The sequence below is a fragment of the Nannocystis pusilla genome (genome assembly GCF_026626665.1).
Lineage (GTDB): Bacteria > Myxococcota_A > Polyangia > Nannocystales > Nannocystaceae > Nannocystis > Nannocystis pusilla.
The window spans coordinates 118,935-139,184 of the sequence record NZ_JAPNKE010000002.1 but is presented as its reverse complement, the minus strand read 5'-3'; the positions used below and the strand labels follow the sequence as shown (position 1 = coordinate 139,184).

Sequence of the window (20,250 nt, the reverse complement as noted above, 5' to 3'; positions counted from 1 at the left end):
GCACAGGCGACAATGATCGTACCGCCCCTGAGCGATGGCCGCGGCGTCAGCGGGTACGAGCCTGGGCATGGGCCCCAGGCCCCTTCTTACGCGCCCACGCCCTACTCCCGCGAATGCACCCGCGGCGCAGCTCGCTGGCAGCTCGCTGCATCGTCCGCGGGCCCACGGCAGAGGCGACAATGCTCGTCTCGCTCGCAGCGGCGTCGGCGGCCCGAGGCTGGGCCTGCGCCGCCGACCCATGCATACGCGGTCGAATCACTCGCAGCTCACGGGCAGCGCCGCCGGCTGCGCGGCCAGCTTGACCGCCGCGATCGCGTTGGCGCGCTCCACCGCCGCCGCCGCCAGCGAGTTGCACTTCGACGCCGCGTCGAGCAGGCGCGCGTTGTCGGGCGCCGGCGCGCGCGTGGCCGCCTCGACCAGGTCCTGGCAGCAGCGCAGATAGTCGATGCGGATCCTCGCCCCCCCGCGGCTTTGACCGCGGCGCCGCCCTGTCCCGAGCGCCAGCCGAGCGCGACCTTGCCGATGTCCCCGCGGTTGTGCGGCGAGGCCCCGCGGAAGCGCGGGATCGGCGGCGGCGTCTTCGAGCCGGTGGCGAAGGCCGTCAGCATCCCGTCGCGCGCGGCCACCAGGAGCTCCTGCGTCCCGTCGCCGTCGACGTCGGCCACCAGCGCCGGGGCCTCGATCGCCCCGCCGAGGCGCGCCAGCTTGCGTCGCTCGCCGTCGGCCGTGAATGCCAGCAGCAGCCCCTTCTCCGTGCCGACGATCGCGTCGAGCCGGCCGTCGTCGCCGAGGTCCATCACCACCGCGCTGGCCGACACCCGGCCCTCGTACGCGCGATAGGCCCGGCTCTCGGCCCCGACGAGCACCACCCCGTCCTCGTCGCCCCACCACGCCGTCCCGGCCACGATCACCCCCGGCTTGCCCGCGAGCGGAACCGGCGTGGCGAACAGGCCCTCGATGCCGGCGCCGTCCATCTGCACCACCGTGGCCCAGCGCGGCTCGCCGGTGGCGCCGTCGTGGACGCTGAGATCGCCGTAGGACCACGCGGCCAGCACCTCCGGCTTTCCGTCGAGGTCGAAGTCGGCGATCGTCGGCGACGCGTGGATCCCCGAGTCCCGCGATTGTTGCCACAACACCTCGCCGGTCTTGCCGCGATACGCCGCGAGGATCGCGTCGCGGGCCCCGGCGACCACGTCGTCGTGGCCGTCGCCGTCGAGGTCGGCGATCGCCACCGCGCCGATGTAGCCGCGCGCCGCGTATTCGTTGGTGCCGCTCTGCTTCTGCCACAGCGGCGCCCCGGTCTTGCCGTTCAACGCCCGCAGCGTCCCCGACTCGTCGCCGACCACGACGTCGACCGCGCCGTCGCCGTCGAGATCGGCCAGCGCCGGGGCCGGCCGCACCTTGCCGCTGGCCTTGGCCGTCCACAGCAGCTCGCCGTCGAGCGTGGCCGCCACGATCTGCGCGTTGTCGGCGGTGAAGTAGACGGTCTCGCCGTCGATCGCCACCCCGCCGACGTCGCGGTCGCCGCTGCCCGGCGTGGCGATGAACCGGGTCTTTTCGCCGGTCTTCGCCGTGAGCACGTACACGCCGTCGGTCTTGTCGTTCTTGCCCTCCAGCGAATCGCCGTGGGTGCCGATCACGATCTGCTCGCCGACCTGCGCCATCGTCGTGCGGAACGTGGTCTGACCGACCTTCGCCTGCCACAGCGAGCGCAGCTTCTCGCCGTCCTGCCGGCGCACCGGCGGCGTCGCTCGCTGCTCGGGCGGGATCGTCGGCGTCACCACGAACTCGCCTTCGGGCTCCGCGGGCGGCGGCTCCGCGGGCGGCGGCGCGGGCGGGGCCGCCTTCTCGACCGGCGGCGGCGCCGGCTGCTCCGCCGCCCTGTCCTTGACCGGCTCGCTGGGGGTGCAGCCGGCGAACGCGACGAGGAGACCGAGGGGGACGATCGAGCGAGCAAGCGCCATGGTGGTGCCACGATACATCGCTGCCGAGCCCGGCGAAACCGCGACGCCTGCGAGCTCTGCGGTCGGCCGATTTCGCCCGCGCGGATGCACGAGCCGCGGCCACGGATCATGCTGCAGAGGTGGCCCCCGACGACCCCGACCTGCGTCCGGGCGGCCGGCGCTTCGCCGCGCTGGTGGCCGGCGTCGCCGTGACGGCGCTGGTGCTGCGATACGGCCTCGCCCTCGCCGGCGACGTCGGCCCGGCGCGGGCCACCGGGCGCTATGTCAGCGACTTCAGCGTGCTCAGCAACGGCCTCGTCGCCCTGACCGCCGGGCTCGCGGCCGCGGCCTCGCAGCGCCCGCTGGCCCGCCTGCTCGCGCGTCCGGGCGCGCGCGCAGGCGTCGGGCTCTACATCCTCGTCACCTTCGGCCTGTACTTCCTGGTCCTGCGCCACCTGTGGCGCCCCCGCGGCCTGCAGTGGTGGGCCGACGCCGGCCTGCACTACGCGGTGCCGCTGCTCTACCTAGTCTGGTGGACATGTGCGATCGACCATGGCCATTTGAACAGGCGCCACCTGCTGCTGTGGCTGCTGTTCCCGCTGGCCTACCTGGTGTGGTCCATCGCCCGCGGCGCCTGGGCCGGCGAATACCCGTACCCGTTCCTCGACGTGGGCGCGCTCGGCGTCGCCGCGGTCGCGGCCGACGCGGTCGCCGGCGTCGCGGTGTTCGTGCTGGTCGGCTTCGCCGTGCTGCGGATCGACCGCGCCTTCGGCCGCCGCGAGGGCCCCGTCACCCCGCGCGTCGCCCGGCCGCATTGACCCGCCGGCGCCGTCGCGGGGCTCGGCCTCGCGGTCACGCCGATCGACCGCGCCCTCGGCCGCCGCGAAGGCCCCGTCACCCCGACCGCATGGACCGACCGACGCCGTCGCGGTGCTCGGCCTCGCGGTCCCGCGGATCGACCGCGCCCCGTCACCCCACGCGTCGCCTGGCCGCATGGACCCGCCGACGCGCACCCGCGCTATCCTCCGCGCATGCGCTCGCCCCGGATCGCGTGCCTCGTCCCCGCCGCCACCGACCTCGCGGCGGCGCTGGGCCTCGACGTCGTCGGCGTCTCGCACGAGTGCGACCACCCGATCGCCCGCGGCCTGCCGGTGCTCACGCGCAGCCGGATCGCCGCCATGCACCCGCACGGCCCCGGCCCGGCGGACATCGATCGGCAGGTCAGCGCCGCGGTGGCCGCGGGCGAGCCGCTGTACGTCGTCGACCGCGCGGCGCTGGCCCGCCTCGCGCCCGACATCGTGCTGTCGCAGGCGATCTGCGACGTCCGTGCCGCCCGCGCGGACCGCTGCGATCTGCCCGCCGGCGCGCGCCTGGTCGAGCTCGCCGCCACCAGCCTCGCCGGCCTCGCCGACGACGTCAGGGCCGTGGCCGCGGCCGCCGGCGTACCCGAGCGCGGCGAGGCCTGTCTGGCGGATATCGCCGCCCACCACGCCGCGCTGGTGCGTCCGCGCGATCGCCCGCGCACCCTCGCCCTCGAATGGGGCCACCCGCCGTTCCTCGGCGGCCACTGGGTGCCCGAGTTGGTCGCGCTCGCCGGCGGCGAGCACCTGCTCTCCGGGACAGGTCAGCCCTCGCGCCGCGCCGACTGGGCCGAGATCGCGGCCGCCGACCCCGACCTCGTGGTGTTCATGCCGTGCGGCTACGACCTCGCCGCGGCCGCGTCCGAGGCCCAGGCGCTGTGCCGGCATTCGCCGCTCGGTCAGCTCCGCTGCGTCCGCGCCGGCCGGCTGTGGGCGGTCGACGCGGTGCGCCTGTTCAGCCGCTGCACCCCGTACAGCGTCATCCACGGGGCCGCGGTGCTCGCCGCGCTGCTCCGGGGTGACGAGCCCCCGATCGCGCAGGCCTGTCGCATCGAATCGACGCCTGCGCTCTCGTGAATCACGACACCCGCCATTTCGTGCGATGTTCACGGCGTTCGCTGTCGCGTAGCGTGCCGGCGATGCGCACTGCAGCCATTCTCGTCAGCATCTCCCTCGCCCTCGCCTGCGGCGCGGACGCCGGCAAGGCGGCCCCCGGCGGCGAAAAGAAGGCCGAGGCGCCCAAGGTCCAGGCGCCCGAAGCGAAGGCGCCGGAGACCAAGGCCGCGGAGAGCAAGCCCGCGCCGCTGCACCTCGACGTCAGCCACGACAAGTCGGGCGTGCTGGCGCGCGCGGCCTCGACGCTCGAGACCTCCGAGGCGGTGACGAGCCCGGCGCTCAAGGAGCACCTCGCCGAGCTGTCGCACCACGCCGAGAAGGGGCCGACCAACGAGGCCCTGTGCGCGCACATGGCCAAGCTGATGGCCGACAAGGCGCCGCCGGCGGTCGACTGCATCCACGCGCTCGAGCACCAGCGGGTCCACGTCGGCCCCGAGATCTTCGCCGAGGTCGCGCGGTGCGTCACCGAGGCCCAGACCCTCGACGCGCTGCTGCGCTGCGAGGACGCCGAGAAGGAGGCCGAGCGCGAGCTGCACGTGAAGAAGCGCGGCAGCGGCGTCGAGCCCGAGACCTGCACCAAGCTGTTCACGCACTTCGAGAAGCTGGCGATGGCCGACGCCGGCGACCAGGCCAAGGCGGTCGAGGAGATCCTCGAGGAGGTGCGCGCCGACATCCTCGAGGCGTGCGCCGAGCAGGGCACGCGGGCCGAGGTCGACTGTGCCCTCAGCGCCAAGGACATGCAGGCGCTCGGCGCCTGCCAGTCGTCCCTCATGTGATTCGCCGCGATGGCGAGTCCTCGCTCCCGTGATTCGCCGCCGCGGAGACCGGCGAGCGACGGTCCCCGCTCCTGAGATTCGCCGCCCACGCGCCGACGCGTCGGCCGCGACGCTCGGCGCTCCCGGGATGCCTGCGATTGGCCTTACGCCGCCGACTCTTCGGCGGCGGCGGGCGAGCGGCCCTGCAGATCGTCGTGCAGCGTCTCGAGGTCGGGCGCGACCGGCTTCGGGCGGGCGAAGATGGCGAAGATCTTCAGCAGCGCCTCGCCCCAGCCCATCGTCCGATATGGATAACCCATGCGCTCGCAGAAGGCGCGCACGTGCGGGCTCATCCGCTTGTAGTACACGTGCGAATAGTTGGGGAACAGGTGGTGCTCGATCTGGTACTGCAGCCCCGAGCACACGAAGCCGCCCAGCAGCCCCGTGCGGAAGTTGATGGTCGTGCAGGTCTGCAGCGCCAGGAAGTCCTTGGGCCACTCGCCGCGGCGGACGCAGCCGGCCTCGTGCGGGTAGTGGGCGGGGGCCAGCACCGCGAACAGCGGGTAGCCGAGGAACGCGATGCGCACCGTCGCCGCCAGCAGCGCGTCGGAGAACGGGACGAACAGGCAGGGCACGCCGATCCACGCCACCCAGTAGAGCGACATCGCCAGCAGGTCGAGCCAGTGGGCCCGCCGGCGCCGCGTCGGGTCGAGCAGCGCCTTCGTCAGGAACACCCAGCTCGACTTCTGGCGCAGGAACACGTGGATCCAGAGGATCATCGGGAAGAAGTACTTCTGGACGTGGCGGTAGTAGAACCGCGCCAGCCCGCGCGTCTTCCTCATCTCCGCCTCGGTGGTCACGAACCACGGCATGAAGTCGTGATCGTCGTCGATCCCCATCACGTTCGGCGCCGCGTGGTGAATCGTGATATGCGCGTTGCGCCAGTACGTGAGGGACAGGTTGGCGAACAGCGGATAGCCGAGGTACGACAGCAGGTCGTTGACCCACTTCTTGTCGCTCGTGCCGTTATGCGTCGACGTATGCGTGTTGGTGACGACCCCCAGCATGCCGTAGGTCGAGATCGCCATGCCCAGCCAGGCCCACAGCCGCGACTCGCAGGCCAGGAACATCACGTAGCCGGTGATGCAGACGGCGAAGCTGAACAGGAGCTCGGCGACGACCGCGCCGGTGGCCTTGCGGTGCCACCCTCGAACAGCGAACTCGGCCCGGAGCGCCGCGAATTCTTCGAGATCCATGTGACCCCACACGTACCTTGCCCGGGTCAGCGACGGAAGCGGAGAATCGTGAGCTTACAAGCGCGCATCGAGTTGCCCACGCACGGCCGCCGCGGCGCCAAACGGCCCAGATCGATCCACGGCGACCGATCGCGACGGCGGCGTCGGTGGAGGCTGCGGCGCCAGGGCGCGGCGGCGCGCAATGACCGTTTTGTGACAGATCTCCTCGCCCCGGGCGCGCCGCCCGCTCGGGGCGGGCCTGTCCGCAAGGGCATGTGCCGCGACGTCGGCCCGGGTGCCCCTGCGCTCGCCGACCGGGGCGTGGTGTTCACATTATTTTAACAGGCCCCGGGCAATGTCGCGACCCTCGATGCGAATGCGATGATTCGGCGCGGGCCGCCACGAATGCACACACTCGTCGAGCCGCGGCGACCGCGAATCTTCACACCCGGGCGGACGACCGCGGCCACGGTCGCCGACGAATCGCCCGAGCCTGCGCCGGACATCGGGGCCGCGGCCCCCGGCTCGGCGCGCAGCGGCTCGCGCCCCGCCAGGCCTGCGGCCAGCGAGCTCGGCCGTCTCGCCGGCCTGGACGTCGTGCCAGTCCCTGCGCCACCCACATCAGCACCTGAACTGCGTTTCGTTTGCTGCCTGCGCCGGCCCCCGCGCCCGGCTCGCATCAATCGGGTAGATTGGGTAAAACCATCAAATCCACATGGACCCGACGTCGGATTCGTCCGAGACCACCGAGACGACCGCGGACGGCTCCTTCGACGGACCCCAGGGACCGCCGCCGGGCCCCGGTGAGAGCATCGGTCCGTACCGGCTGGTGCGCTACCTCGGCGCCGGCGGCATGGGCCTCGTCTACGAGGCGATCGACGACGAGCTCGGCGATCGCGTGGCGATCAAGACCCTGAGCCGGCTCGACCCGTGGCGGCTGTTCCGGCTCAAGCAGGAGTTTCGCACCCTGGCCGGCATCCGCCACGACAACCTGGTCCGTCACGAGGCGCTGGTGGTGGCCGACGGCACCTGGTTCTTGGCCATGGAGTACGTCGCCGGCGTCCGCCTCACCGACGCGGTGAAGGCCGACCCCTCGCGGCTGCGCCCGGTCCTGGCCCAGCTCGCCGGCGGGGTGCGGGCGCTGCACGCCGCCGGCGTGGTCCACCGCGACCTCAAGCCGGCCAACGTCCTCGTCGAGCCCGGGGGGCGCGTCGTCATCCTCGACTTCGGCCTGGCCCAGAGCGCCGCCGCCGGCGCGGCCCCGACCCGCCGCAGCCCCGCCGGCACGCCCGGCTACATCGCCCCCGAGCTGGCCGAGGGGGCCGCGCCTTCGCCCGCCAGCGACTGGTTCGCCGTCGGCGTGATCCTGTTCCAGCTGCTCACCGGCGAGCTCCCCGGCGCCCGCCGCCGGCCCGGGCCTGCGCCCCGACGTCCCGCCCGACCTCGACGGCCTGTGCGCGGCGCTGCTCGAACCTGACCCGAAGGACAGGCCCGACGGCGCCGCGATCGTCGCCCGGCTCGGCGCCGCCGGACCGCCCGAGGGCGCGCTCGCCCCCGTGCCGCTGTTCGGCCGCGACGACGAGGAGCGGGCGCTGAAGGCCGCGATCGCGGCGACCGTCGCCGGCGCGCCGGGCTTCGTGCGCGTGCGCGGGGCCTCGGGCGTGGGCAAGACCCGCCTGGTGCGCGAGGTCCTCGAATCGCTCGAGCGCGCCGGCGCGGCCTGGGTGCTGGCCGGGCGCTGCTACGAGTGCGAGTCGGTGCCCTACGGCGGCTTCGACGCGGCGATCGACGCCCTGATGCGCCGGCTCAGGGCCGCCGGGCGCTGGCGCGAGGACGACGTGGTCGCCGCCTCGACGGTGTTCCCGGTGCTGTCGGCGCTGCTGCGCGCCGCTGCCCGAGGCCGACGGCGACGATCGCAGCGCGGCGTTCGCCGCCGTGCGGGCGCTGCTGGCCGCCGCGGCCGACGGGCGCCCGGTGGTGCTGTTCGTCGACGACCTGCACCACGCCGGCGCCGACACGGCCGGCCTGATGCTCGACCTGCTGCTGCCGCGCCCCGACGGCCTGGCCCTGACGATCGTCGCCACCTGTCGCAGCGACCGCGAGGCCGACAGCGCCTGCCTGCGCGAGCTCCACGCCCGCGCCAGCGCGCGCGGCCAGGCCATCGCCGAGCGCCCCCTCAGCGTCGGCGCGCTGGCCCCCGCCGCCTGCGAGGCGCTGCTGCGGCATCACCTCGGCGGGCGGGCCGACGCGCGGATCTCCGACCTGGCCCGAGAGTCAGGTGGCAACCCGTTTTTGGTGGAAGCGCTGGCTCGCGACGGGCAGGCCGGGCCGGCCTTCGCGATCGCCGAGTGGGTCCGGCGGCGCGCGCAGGGCCTGCCCGACGAGGCCGCGCGGCTCTTGGCCGCGGTGGCGCTGTCGGGCCAGCCGCTGCCGCAGGGGGTGCTGCTGCAGGCCGCGCGGGTGAAGAGCCCCGGGGCCGCGCTCGGGCCCTGCGGGCGCTGTCGCTGATCCGCATGCAGGGCACGCGGCGGTGGGACATCGTCGAGCCGAGCCACGACCGCATCGGCGAGGGCGTGGTCGACGGCCTGGCGCCGGCGCTGCGGATCCAGCTGCACGGGGCCATCGCCGACGCGCTCGAGCGCGAGCGCTGCGGCACCCCCGAGCTGCGGGCCCGCCACTGGCACGGCGCCGGCGAGCTCGGCCTGGCCTGCGGCGCCGCCGAGGAGGCCGCGGCCGAGGCCGAGCAGGCGCTGGCCTTCGAGCGCGCCGGCGCCCTGCTCGACGACGCGGCCGCCTGGATCGCCGGGCTCGACCCCTCGCGGTCGGCCGCGCTGCGCCGCCGCCAGGGCCGCGTGCTGGTCCGCGCGGGCCGCTGCGCCGCCGGGGCCGAGGCGTTCCTGGCCAGCGCCGAACATGTCCCCGAGGACAGCCGCGCCGAGGTCCTGCGCCAGGCCGCCGACGCGTGGATGGCCGCCGGCTACATCGACCGCGGGCTCGACCTCCTGCGGCCGATGCTGCGCGCCGAGGGCGTGTGGTGGCCGCGCTCGCCGCTCCTGGCCGTGCTCGCGCTCTTGTGGACCTACGCCCGGCTGCGCCTGCGCGGCATCGAGGTCCGCGGCGAGGTCGCGCCGACCGCGGCGCAGCTGCGGCGCGTCGACCTGTGCTGGTCGGTCGGCATGGGCCTCACCAACACCATGCCGGCCGACGGCATGCTGTTCGCGGTGCGGGCCGTGCTGGCCGCGCTGCAGGCCGGCGAGCCGGGCCGGGTCGGCCGCGGGCTCGCGGTGCTGGGCGCCTTCCACCGCCTGATCGGCCGCGCCGAGGTCGGCGCGCGCTTCGTCCAGCGGGCCCGCGAGATCGCCGAGGCCCGCGACGACCCGCAGCTGCTCGGCCTCACCTACGTGTGCTCGGCCGCCGACGCGATGATCACCGGCGACTGGCGCGAGTGCGTCGCCCGCACCGCCAAGGGCCTCGACGCGCTGTCGGCCCCGCGCGCCGGCATGCCGTGGGAGCGCGTGCTGGGGGCCTGCTTCGAGCTCACCGCGCTCGACCAGCTCGGCCGCTTCGTCGACGTCGAGCGCCGCGCCGGCGAGCACCTGCGCGACGCGGAGGCCCGCGGCGACCTCTACGGCCTGGTCGTGTTCAGCCAGTTCTTCGCCCAGGCCCGCGTGGCCGCCGGCGACCTCGCGGCGGCCCGCCACTACGCGCGCGACAGCGTGCGCCGGTGGACCCAGCGGAGCTACACCCTGCAGCACTTCTACGCCCTGCGCGTCGAGGTCTGCTGCGACCTCTACGACGGCGAGGTCCACCGCGCCGACGCGCGGCTGCGCGAGCGCTGGTCCAGCATCGTCGGCGCGGGCCTCTTGCGCAACCCGATCTCGCGGATCGACGCGCTGCTGCTGCGGGCCCGCTGCGCCCTCGCGCGCGGCGATCGCCGCGGCGCGATGCGGGTCGCGTGCCGCCTCGGCTGCGAGTCGCGCCATGACGCGGCCCTGCACGCGCGCTGGATCCGGGCCCGCGCCGCGCCGACGCGGGCCCGCGCCGACGCCGAGCTCGCGGCCGCCGCGGACGGCTTTCAGGCCGCGGGCATGACGCTGGCCGCGTGGTCGATCGAGCAGCGAAGGGCCGGCGCCGACGTCGAGCGACGCGCGCGGGCCGAGCGGGCCCTCCGTGAGCTGGGTGTTTCCGACCCCGAACGCTGGCAACGGGTGTTCCTGCCGTGACTGCGATAGGATCGCCGGCCGTGGGAGCGCTCCTGGGGCTCGATACGGGGCGGGAAGAGCTGCTCCCCGCCCGCTGCCTGGTCGGCCGCTCGCGCGCCTGCGACCTGATCCTCGCGGCCCGCGACGTCTCGAGCCAGCACGCGGTCGTGCAGTGGACCGGCGCGGTGTGGGAGCTGCAGGACCTGGGCAGCCGCAACGGCACCGCCGTCGGCGAGCACCGGCTGGCCTTCGGCGAGCGAGTGCCGTTGCGGCGCGGCCACCAGATCCGCTTCGGCCGCCAGTCGGGCGCCTTCGAGTTCGTCGACGACGCCCCGCCGCGGCCGATGGCGGTCCACCTCGACAGCGGACGGATCCGCGTCGCCGCGGCCGGCCTCCTGGCGCTGCCCGACGACGACCCGCCCGAGCTGCTGCTGTACCCCGACGGGCCCGACCGCTGGATCGGCGAGCGCCACGGCGAGCTGTCCGAGGTGGGCGACCGCGCCGTCGTCCTGGTCCGCGGCGAGATGTGGCGCGTGCACCTCCCGACCGGCGGCCCGGGCACGTGGGAGGAGCACCCCTCGGACGTCACCGTCGCCGACCTGCTGCTGCGGTTCTCGCACAGCTCGAACGAGGAGTACGTCGAGCTGGTCGCGTTCGTCGGCGAGCGGCGCCTCGACCTCCAGGCCCGCGCGCACCACTACCCGCTGCTGCTCCTCGCCCGCGCGCGCGTGGCCGATCAGCAGCGCGGCGTGCCCGAGGCGGAGCAGGGCTGGGTGCAGCAGGACCGGCTGCTGGCGATGCTGAAGATCGAGCCGGGGCACCTCAACATCAGCATCCATCGCAGCCGCTCGCAGCTCGGCCAGGCGGGCGTCGCCGACGCGGCGAAGTTGGTCGAGCGGCGCAAGGGCACGCGTCAGCTGCGGCTCGGCGCCTGCAGGATCGAGATCGTCCGGGTGTGACGCCCGGGCCGCCGTAACTTCCGGGTAATGTACAGGCCGCTGGGCCCATGCGAGCTTGGCCCCGCGAATCAGGGGCGGTCGATGAGCTCACCCTATATATCCGCGCGCGGTCGACTCTCGGGGACCCGGATCGCGGCGATACCGGCGATATCTGTAGACGAAGCCGCGCTCGCCGTCCGTCCGGGCTCCCCGGGTCGTATTGCCACCTCGCAGTGGCTCGACCGTCTGATTCGCACCACCCTGGCCGGGCGGCTGACCGAGGCCGCGCTGCTGCGCTTCGGCGCCGACAGCTATTATTTGCCGTCGCGCCGCGAGCTGGCGCTCATCCTCCGCGAGAGCCAGGCCGACCGCAAGGCGCACATGCTCGAGCGCTACGACTGCGACGACTTCGCCTACGCGATCAAGGGCGAGATGACGGCCCACGCCTACGACACCGGCGAGCTGCGCTACGGCCTGTGCGTCGGCCTCGCGTGGGGCCGCTTCGACTGGATGGCGACCGAGGCGCACGCGATCAACTGGGCCATCACCAGCGACGAGGCGGTGTGGTTCATCGAGCCGCAGACCGACGACATCTATCCGTTCGAGCGCTGCGTCGGCGGCATCCGGCTGCTCCTCGTGTGAGCCGCTGGGCTCGCTCGCCGGGCCCGCAGCAGGCCGCGCGAGCGAGAGGCCCCGCACCGCCGCGCGCCGCGTCCGCCGTCCTCGGCCAGGGTTCGGCGAAAGTCGCCTGCGCCGCGGCGCGCGCAGCCGGGCGGGTGTTCCGGGCGCGCCGAGATCGCCCCGGCCCGGGCCGCGCGCGACGAGCACGCGACGCGAGTGGCACGATGGGGCTGCCGCGACCTCCATCTGCCACACGGACGTCCGTCCGGCGCTCGCTTTTGCATCGGCGACGTCGTCCTCATGACTCACGGAATGTTCGGGTCGCGAGCCCACGAACGATTCCGCGGCGGCCTCGCCATCGATTCCACCGGGCCGTCATCGATCGAAAGCGGGCACAGCATCGGGGTCCTGAGGCCACGTGCGAGCCCCGTCAATATGGTGAAAACCTCTGCGAGTTCGTGATACACTACTGAGGCGTGACGCCCACGATCGCGGAACAGCTCTGGGTCGCAGGATGCTCTGCGACAGGGCTGAGGGAATGCCCGGCGGTCGGACCTCACATCGAATCGTGACTCCACTCTCTTGCTGGTGAACCTTTCGACTGTGATAGCCTTACGCAGTTTTTCATGAGTCAAGCCGCGGAAGCAGGGAGGAAGTCGGTGCTGGCACTGCTCATCGCAGTGTTCACCGCCCTCCTGTTCTCCGCGCCGCGAGACCTATGGGCGATCCAGCGCGGCCAGGACGAGGACCGCGTGACCGCCGGTGGGCACGAAGGGCCCATCGTTTCGCGCCAGCAGGAACCGCCCGATCATTCCCCGCGGCGCGACCAGAGCGACCCCGCACCCCCGCCTCTCGACATGCTCGAGCGGCAGGAGCAGTGGTTCGCGTCGTGGCCGCTGCCGACGCAGAGCCGCCCGCACCATTCGTGTCAGGCCTGCGTCTCGCGCGCCCGCGGTCCTCCGCCGGTGGCCTGATCGCTCCGGCGACCCCGGTCGCCTGCACCTCCCCACGCTCTGCTCACCCCGTGACGCAGATTCGGGGAGCCGTGTGAAGCCCTCAGGACATTGCTGCCACTCCGAATGACTCGCGGCCGGCTACGCCGGCGGCGGTGTCAGGCCGCGCTTTGGGCTCTCGCCGGTCTTGCGAACAATCCACCTCCACCGTGCGCGCCTGTGCCCATTCGCGGGGCTCACGGCTTGATCGGGTGTGCCTTGAATCCAGGTTTCGATGACTGATCCAACGCGAGTCTCCGCCCGCGTGCTCGAGATCCTCGCGAAGAGCGCCGGCCACGACCTGCCCCTGCAGGTCGCCCGCGAGGCCGCGCGCAGCGTCCGCTGGACCGGCGAGGACTGGGTCGGGCCGGTCGCCAAGGCCATGCGCCGCGCCGGCCTCAAGGCGTCTCGCTTCGCCATGTCGGGCCCGCAGGAGCTCTCGCGCCTGCGCTCGCTCGAGGCGCCGGCGGTGACCCGGGTCGGCGAGCGCTGGCTGCTGCTGGTCGGCGAGCGCTCCGGCGCCCTCGTGCTGCGCGTCGTCGACGCGCTCGGCGAGGAGGCTTTGCGGCTGCGCGGGCCGGCGCTGACCCGCTGGCTGGCGGACCACGGCGCGACCTGGCCGATGGCGTGGCTGGCGATCGAGCCGCAGCTGATGTACGCCGCCCTGTCGCGCGCGCCCACCGACCTGCGGCGACTGCTGCGGACCCTGGGGCTCGAGCGGCGCGGCATCGCCATCGTGCTCGTCTACGGCGTCGCCATGGCCGTGGCCTCGCTGGCGGTCCCCCTGGCCACCGGGGCGCTGGTCAACACCATCTCGGCCACCGCCATGCTCGAGCAGATCGTCATCCTCGCGGTGATGCTGGCGATCGCGCTCGGCGCGGTCGCGTTCCTGCGGGTGCTGCAGCTCGTGGCCGTCGAGCGGATCCACCGCCGCTGGTGGGTCCGCGGCGCGACCGACTGGCTCCGCCGGATCTCCCACACCTCGCGCAAGTCGCGGCAATCGACCTCGAACCGCGACCTGACCAACCGCTTCCTCGACGTCGCCATTCTCCAGAAGGACGTCGCGGCGCTGCTGCTCAACGGCTCCTCGCTGGTGCTCGTGATGCTGGTGAGTCTGGTCCTGCTCGGGTTCTACCACCCGGTCCTGCTCGCCTTCGACGCGGTGCTGATCCTGGGCATCGGCGGCGTCCTGCTCGCCGGCTTCGGCGCGACCGCCGGGGCCAAGCGCGAGGCGTCGGCGCGCTGGGCGGTGTTCGCGTGGATGGACGACGTGGCCGGCGGCCGCCTCACCTTCGCCGGCCCCCGCGGCCGCGCCCTGGCCGACGGCCGCGGCGAGTTCCTGCTGCGCGATTGGCTGCACGCCCGCGGCCGCTACTTCCGCCCGCTCCTCCGCCACGTCATCGCCGGCGCCGGCCTCGAGGTGGTGGCGACCGTCGCGGTGCTGGCGATCGGCGGCTCGCTGGTGATGAGCCAGGAGCTCGAGCTCGGCCAGCTCGTGGCGGCCTCGGTGCTGGTGTCGCAGATCGGCTCCGGCGTCGGGCGCCTCGGCCGCCAGCTCGACCCGATCTACGAGGGCATCGCCGCCGTGTGGTCGATGAGCCAGGCCCTCGACGCCGAGCTCGAGCCGAGCGGCGGCGAGGTCCTGCCGCGGCTGCCGGCGCCGCTGGCCGTCGAGCTCGTCGACGACGCCGGCGCCGTCGTCATGGCGGTGGCCCCCGGCCAGCGCGCGGCCCTGGTCGGCGCCAGCGACAGCCACAGCAAGGTGCTCGACCTGTTGTACGGGTTCTGCGGCCGCACCTGGCTGCCGAACCTGTCGGCCCGCCTCGACGGCCACGACGTCCACCTGCTCGAGATCGAGAGCATGCGCGACCAGGTCGCCCTGGTCCGCGGCGGCGAGGTCGTCTGCACCACCGCGCTGGAGAACCTCGTCGGCGTCGGCTGGACCGGCCACCCCTCCGAGCTCGACGCCCTGCTCGACCTGGTCGACCTGCACCCCGCGCTGCAGCGGCTGCCCAACGCCCTGCAGCAGGAGCTCATCCCCGACGGCGACGCCGGCCCGCTGAGCGAGAGCGAGATCCGCCGGATCGTGCTCGTACGGGCGCTGATCGCCGGCCCGCGGCTCTTATTGCTCGACCTCGGCCTCGATCGCCTCGGGCTCACCGCCGCCAAGCGCGCGGCCCTGCTCGACTGGTTGTTCGACCGCAGGCGCCCCTGGACCATCCTCCTCGTCACCGACAGCGTCCACAGCCGCGACGTGCTGGCCCGCTGCGACCACCAACAAGTGATCCGGATCGGAGGGAGCGAACGATGAGCGCACCCACGCACTTGACCCCGTTGTTCGACACGACCCGCACCAGCCTCCTGTCGGTCCGCCAGCCGCACAGCACCCGCGTCGCGGTCGTGCTGCTCGGCCTGGCGCTGCTCCTGATCGTCACGGCGCTGGTGTTCGTGCCGTGGCAGCAGAGCGTGCCGGCCACCGGCCGCGTCATCGCCTACGCGCCGCTCGACCGCCAGACCTCGATCGAGGCGCCGATCGACGGCCGCCTGCAGACCTGGCACGTCGAGGAGGGCTCGCACGTCAAGACCGGCGACCCGATCGCCGACATCAGCGACAACGACCCGGAGATCCTGGCCCGCCTCGAGCGCGAGCGCCTGGCGATCGACTCGCGCCGGCTGGCGGCCCAGAGCGCGGTCGAGGTCAACCGCGCCAAGATCTCCGCGCTCGAGATGAGCGAGACGGCGCAGTCGTCGTCGGCCGGGCTGCGGGCCAAGATGGGCCGCGACCGCCTCGACGCCGCCCAGCGGTCCGTCGACGCGGCGGTGGCGGCCAACGAGACCGCCACGCTCAACCTCACCCGCACCGAGGCGCTCTTCAAGGAGGGCCTGGCCTCGGAGCGCGAGCTCGAGCTGGCCAGGCTCGAGGTCGACACCAGCTCGGCCGAGCTCGACACGGCCAAGTCCACGCTCAAGGCGGCCGAGCGCGAGATCGGGGCCCTCGAGGCCGACGCCGACGCCGTCTCCACCTCGGCCCGCGCGACCATCGAGGAGGCCCGCAGCGCCCTCGCCGACGCCGAGAGCAACCTCGCCGCGGCCGAGGCCGACCTCGTCCAGCTCGAGGTCCGCTTCGCCCGCCAGCGGCGCATGAAGATCGTCGCGCCGCGCGACGGTACGGTCCTGAAGCTGGTCGGCCGCCACGGCACCGACATGGTCGCCGCCGGCGACGTGATCGCGACCTTCGTCCCCGACATGGGCGCCACCGCCGTGGAGCTGTGGGCGTCGGGCCGCGACGGGCCGCTGATCTCGGCCGGCCGCAAGGTCCGCCTGCAGTTCGAGGGCTGGCCGGCGGTGCAGTTCGTCGGCTGGCCGTCGGTCGCGGTCGGCACCTTCGGCGGCGAGGTCGTGTTCGTCGACGCCATGGCCAGCGACGACGGCCGCTACCGCGTCGTGGTCCTGCCCGACCCCGACGACCTGCCGTGGCCCGAGAGCCGCTGGCTGCGCCAGGGCGTGCGCGCCAACGGCTGGGTCCTGCTCGAGCGGGTCCGCCTCGGCTTCGAGGTGTGGCGCCAGATCAACGGCTTCCCGCCCGCCCTCGGCACGCCGCCCGACCCGCAGGCCGCGCAAGGGAGCCCGTGAGCGCGATGCCGACGCGAACCCTGCGAATCGCCGGCGCGGCGGCCCTGCTGTGCCTCGGCCTGGCCCTGCCCGCGACGGCGGCCCCGGCCCGGGCGCCGAGTCCGAGCAGCACCGCCCCGGCCCGGTCGCCGAGCGACTCGGCCCCGGCCCGGTCGCCGAGCCCGAGCGACCGCGTCCCCGACGCGGTCCCCATCGAGGAGCCCGTCAAGCCGCCCGAGGCGCCGGCCCCGAAGCAGCGCACCGGCCCCGTGCTGACGCTGGCCGAGGTCCTCGACAGCGTCGAGCAGCGCGACCCGCGGATGGAGGGCGCCGAGCTCGGGATCCAGACCGCCCAGGGGCACGCCCGCCAGAACAAGGGCGTCTACGACCCCGTCCTGCGCGGCCGCGCCGCGTACGAGCCGGTCTACCGCAACGCGGTCGTCGACGCCCGCGTCGAGCAGCCGACGCCGCTGTGGGGCCTCACCGCGTGGGCCGGCTATCAGGTCGGCGTCGGCCGGCGGCCCTTCTACAACACCACGCTCGACAGCATCCTCGACGTCGACGACCGCGTCGGCAGCCGCGACGTCCGCTCGGCCGCCGGCACGCTGACGGCCGGGCTCACCCTGCCGCTGTGGCGCGACCGCGGGATCGACCGCCGGCGCGCCAACCTCCGCCAGACGAAGATGGAGGTCGACCGCATGAAGGACGTCCGCGACGCCCAGTTGCTGACGCTCGAGGCGGAGGCGGCGACGAAGTACTGGACCTGGGTCGCCAACGGGCTCCGCCTCGAGATCGAGCAGACCCTGCTCGAGCTGGCGCAGGAGCGCGACGAGGCGCTCGGCCGGCGCATCGAGCTCGGCGCCCTCGACCCCCTGGCCGGCGTCGACAACCGGCGCCTGATCCTCGACCGCGAGGGCCGCGTGGTCGCGGCCGAGCGCGCGTTCCAGCAGGCCGGGCTCGAGCTGTCGCTGTACCTGCGCGACGGCAACGGCAACCCGGTCATCGCCGGCGTCGAGCGCCTCCCGGCGCAGCTGCCGGCGATGCAGGCCCCGGACGCCGGCAGCAACATCGAGACCGAGATCGCCGAGGCGCTCGACCGCCGGCCCGACCGCCGCGCCCGCACGACCCTGCGCTCGCAGGCCGACGTCGAGCTGCGCTGGGCCAAGAACCAGCGGAACCCGCGGGTCGAGCTGTCGGCGTGGGTGTCGCGCTACATGGGCCGGCCGCTGATCCCGGAGTTCTCGCGCAACAACGCCGTCATCGCGCTGCTGTTCGAGGTCCCGATCCCGCTGCGATACTCCCGCGGTCAGCTCGAGGCGACCCGCGCGAACGCCCAGATCGTCGCCGCCCAGCTGCGCTTCCTCGACAACACGATCGCCGTCGAGGTCCGCGACGGCCACCAGGCGCTCGTGGCCGCCTACCGCCGCGCCCGCCTGGCCAACCAGGAGCTCGAGCTGTCGCGTCAGCTCGCGGCCGCCGAGTACCGCAAGTTCCAGCTCGGCGCCGGCGACCTCCTCCTCGTCAACCTCCGCGAGGTCGCCAGCGCCGACGCGGCCCACAACGAGATCCAGGCCGTCTCCGACTACTTCGTCGCCAAGGCCCGGCTCGAGGTGGCGCTCGGCGAAGGCGTCCAGCCGGTGACCCCGTGAGCGGTCCTTTTCGTCCCTTGCAAGTACACGAGGTCGCGCGTGGAATCGATGCAACAACCGATCATGGATGACCCCGCCCCGGTGCCGCCGCGGGTGCTCGAGCTGGTCGCCCAGGCGACCCGGCAGAAGCTGGCGCCCCCGGTGATGCACGCGCCCGACGAGACCGCGGCCCGGCTCGAGGCCTGGGACGTCGCCGCCGCCCGGGCGGTGCGACAGGCGGGCCTGAAGGCCGCGCGCTTCGAGGTCGAGACCGCGGAGGAGCTGGCGCGCCTGTGCACCCTCGACGCGCCGGCGTTCACCTTGCTCGGCGACCGCTGGGTGGTGCTCCTGGGCCAGCGGCGCGGCGTGCTCGACCTGGTCGTGATCGACGGCCGCAGCGAACGCCGCCTGCGCCTGCGCCCCGCGGCGCTGATGGCCTGGATGCGGCCGCCCGGCGCCCCGCGGGTCAGCCAGCCGTGGCTGGCGATCGAGCCGCCGATGATGCTCACGCCGCTGACCTTCCCGCCGACCGAGTTCATCCGCCTGATGCGGACCTTCTTGCTCGAGGGGCGCGAGGTCTGGGTCGTCGTCGTGTACGGCGCGGTGATGGCGGTCGTCTCGCTCGCGGTGCCGGTGTCCGCGCAGGCGCTCGTCAACACCATCTCGGCCAACGCCCTGGCGCAGCCGATCTTGATGCTGTCGACGATGCTGCTGGTGGCCCTGAGCGCGATCGCGGTGCTGCGGGTGATGCAGTTCGGCGTGGTCGAGCGGGTCCATCGCCGCCTATGGGTCCAGGGCGTGGCCGACTGGATCCGCCGCACCTCCCGGACCTCCCGCGAGTCGCGGCAGGAGATCTCGAACCGCGAGCTGTGCAACCGCTACATGGACATGCCGATCTTGCAGAAGGACTTCTGGTCGCTGCTGCTCGACGGCACCTCCCTGGTGATGGTGAGCGTCGCCAGCCTGCTCCTGCTGGCGTTCTACCACCCGCTGCTGCTCGCGTTCGACGTGGTGCTGCTGGTCGGCATCGCCGTCGTCATGCTCTCGGGGCGCGGCGCCGAGGGCCGCGCGGTCTATGAGTCCCACACCAAGTGGTCCCTGTTCTGCTGGATCGACGACGTCGGCCACATGCGGATCGCCTTCTCCGACCCGCGCGGGCGGGCCCTGGCCGACGCGCACGGCGAGGTGCTGGTGCGCAACTGGCTGCAGGCGCGCGGCAGCTACTTCTCGACGCTCCTCCGCCAGATCGTCACCGGCGCCGCGCTCGACGTGCTGGCGACCGTCGGCGTGCTGGCGATCGGCGGCTGGCTCGTGATCTCGCGCGAGCTGACGCTGGGCCAGCTGGTGGCCGCGTCGGTGCTGGTGTCGCAGATCGGGGCCGGGGTCCGCGGCCTCGGGCAGCAGCTCGACCCGATCTTCGAGGGCGTGGCCGCGATCGAGACGCTGGGCCGGACGCTCGACGCCAAGCTGGAGCCCGTCGGCGGCGAGGTGTTGCCGGCGGTGCCGCGGCCGATGGCGGTCGAGCTGAGCGTGGATCATATCCAGCTCGTCATCCAGCCGGGCGAGCGCGTCGCGCTGGTCGGCGGCAACGACGGCCACAGCCAGGTCCTCGACCTCCTGTACGGCTTCTACGACCGCCACCCGCCGCTGACGCTGACGGGGCGGCTCGACGGCCGCGACGTCGCCCAGCTCGAGCTCGAGAGCCTGCGCGAGCAGGTCGCGCTGGTCCGCGGCGACGAGGTGGTGGGCGCGACCCTGCTCGAGAACATCGTCGGCCCCGACTGGCTCGGCGACCACGCCGAGCTCGACGCGCTCATCGACCTCGTCGAGCTGCGCAGGCCCGTGCTCGCGCTGCCCGGCGGCTTCGACCACGACCTGCTGCCCGACGGCGACGGCGGCATGCTGAGCGACAGCGAGGTCCGCCGCCTGGTGCTGCTGCGGGCGCTCGTCGCCCGACCTCGGCTGCTCCTGATCGACCTCGGCCTCGACCGGCTCGACCTCGCCGCGCCGCAGCGGGCCGCCCTACTCGACTGGATCTTCGACCGCGCCCGCCCGTGGACCGTGCTCGTCGTGACCGACAGCGTCGACAGCGACGAGGTGCTCGCGCGCTGCGATCGCCGGCACGTCCTCCACGCGGCCTGACCTCCGCGCATCGCCGGCGGCGAAGACCTCGTCCTCGATCGCCGGACGTCGCGGCCGCGGGGCAGGGCCGCAAGCGAAGATCGGGGTTCTGTCGACATTGGCTGTAATCGCGCGGTAACTGCCGCGCCGCCGCCAGCGCGTACGATCGCTCGCGGACAGCCATGCCGCCCCCCGATCTCCGCGACGTCGATCTCAGGTCCTGCTGC

At 73.8% G+C, this 20,250-nt stretch carries 15 protein-coding genes and 1 pseudogene; 14 read left to right on the top strand and 2 right to left on the bottom strand.

The annotated features are described in order from the left end of the window. Window positions 1-266: 266 nt before the first annotated feature. A complete protein-coding gene (locus OV079_RS00890) occupies window positions 267-1,964 on the bottom strand; it encodes an FG-GAP-like repeat-containing protein (protein WP_267765680.1) in 1,698 nt (565 codons plus the stop codon). Window positions 1,965-2,083: 119 nt separating this feature from the next. On the opposite strand from OV079_RS00890, the gene OV079_RS00885 reads away from it, so the two are divergent. The 3 genes from OV079_RS00885 to OV079_RS00875 all read left to right on the top strand — a co-directional run bounded on the left by OV079_RS00885 (window position 2,084) and on the right by OV079_RS00875 (window position 4,695). Then, window positions 2,084-2,761, top strand: coding sequence for a Pr6Pr family membrane protein (locus OV079_RS00885; protein ID WP_267765678.1), 678 nt, complete (start codon window positions 2,084-2,086; stop codon window positions 2,759-2,761). A gap of 213 nt (window positions 2,762-2,974) precedes the next feature. Further along, window positions 2,975-3,880 carry an ABC transporter substrate-binding protein gene (locus tag OV079_RS00880; protein ID WP_267765677.1) on the top strand — a complete coding sequence of 302 codons (906 nt, stop codon included), beginning with the start codon at window positions 2,975-2,977 and terminating at the stop codon, window positions 3,878-3,880. Window positions 3,881-3,942: 62 nt separating this feature from the next. Next, window positions 3,943-4,695 carry a hypothetical protein gene (locus OV079_RS00875; protein ID WP_267765676.1) on the top strand — a complete coding sequence of 251 codons (753 nt, stop codon included), beginning with the start codon at window positions 3,943-3,945 and terminating at the stop codon, window positions 4,693-4,695. 143 nt (window positions 4,696-4,838) lie between these two features. On the opposite strand, the gene OV079_RS00870 is transcribed toward OV079_RS00875, so the two are convergent. Continuing rightward, window positions 4,839-5,930, bottom strand: coding sequence for a fatty acid desaturase family protein (locus tag OV079_RS00870; RefSeq protein WP_267765675.1), 1,092 nt, complete (start codon window positions 5,928-5,930; stop codon window positions 4,839-4,841). A gap of 694 nt (window positions 5,931-6,624) precedes the next feature. Between OV079_RS00870 and OV079_RS00865 the strand changes: the two genes are divergently transcribed. The 11 genes and pseudogenes from OV079_RS00865 (at window position 6,625) to OV079_RS00820 (ending at window position 20,044) form a co-directional block, all read left to right on the top strand. Further along, window positions 6,625-7,386 carry a serine/threonine-protein kinase gene (locus OV079_RS00865; RefSeq protein ID WP_267765674.1) on the top strand — a complete coding sequence of 254 codons (762 nt, stop codon included), beginning with the start codon at window positions 6,625-6,627 and terminating at the stop codon, window positions 7,384-7,386. Window positions 7,387-7,465: 79 nt separating this feature from the next. Then, a pseudogene (locus tag OV079_RS57025) lies at window positions 7,466-7,795 on the top strand (ATP-binding protein); the annotation flags it as partial. A 49-nt stretch (window positions 7,796-7,844) separates the two neighbouring features. Next, a complete protein-coding gene (locus OV079_RS00860; protein ID WP_267765673.1) occupies window positions 7,845-8,417 on the top strand; it encodes a hypothetical protein in 573 nt (190 codons plus the stop codon). Window positions 8,418-8,422: 5 nt separating this feature from the next. Further along, on the top strand, window positions 8,423-10,132 hold the full coding sequence (locus OV079_RS00855; RefSeq protein WP_267765672.1) for an ATP-binding protein: 1,710 nt from the start codon (window positions 8,423-8,425) through the stop codon (window positions 10,130-10,132). 20 nt (window positions 10,133-10,152) lie between these two features. Then, window positions 10,153-11,070, top strand: coding sequence for an FHA domain-containing protein (locus OV079_RS00850; RefSeq protein WP_267765671.1), 918 nt, complete (start codon window positions 10,153-10,155; stop codon window positions 11,068-11,070). A gap of 81 nt (window positions 11,071-11,151) precedes the next feature. After that, complete coding sequence (locus OV079_RS00845) at window positions 11,152-11,691, top strand: lectin MOA-related protein (RefSeq protein WP_267765670.1); 540 nt, start codon at window positions 11,152-11,154, stop codon at window positions 11,689-11,691. Window positions 11,692-12,329: 638 nt separating this feature from the next. Next, the gene (locus tag OV079_RS00840; protein WP_267765669.1) at window positions 12,330-12,644 is read left to right on the top strand and encodes a hypothetical protein; all 315 of its coding nucleotides are present in this window, start codon (window positions 12,330-12,332) and stop codon (window positions 12,642-12,644) included. Between the two features lie 283 nt (window positions 12,645-12,927). After that, window positions 12,928-14,973, top strand: a complete 2,046-nt coding sequence (locus tag OV079_RS00835) for an ATP-binding cassette domain-containing protein (protein ID WP_267765668.1) — start codon at window positions 12,928-12,930, stop codon at window positions 14,971-14,973. Continuing rightward, the gene (locus OV079_RS00830) at window positions 14,970-16,295 is read left to right on the top strand and encodes an HlyD family secretion protein (protein WP_267765667.1); all 1,326 of its coding nucleotides are present in this window, start codon (window positions 14,970-14,972) and stop codon (window positions 16,293-16,295) included. Before OV079_RS00835 ends, OV079_RS00830 begins: the two co-directional genes overlap by 4 nt. Before the next feature lie 5 nt (window positions 16,296-16,300). Beyond that, complete coding sequence (locus tag OV079_RS00825) at window positions 16,301-17,923, top strand: TolC family protein (protein WP_267765666.1); 1,623 nt, start codon at window positions 16,301-16,303, stop codon at window positions 17,921-17,923. Between the two features lie 48 nt (window positions 17,924-17,971). After that, complete coding sequence (locus OV079_RS00820; RefSeq protein WP_267778424.1) at window positions 17,972-20,044, top strand: ATP-binding cassette domain-containing protein; 2,073 nt, start codon at window positions 17,972-17,974, stop codon at window positions 20,042-20,044. Window positions 20,045-20,250: the final 206 nt, after the last annotated feature.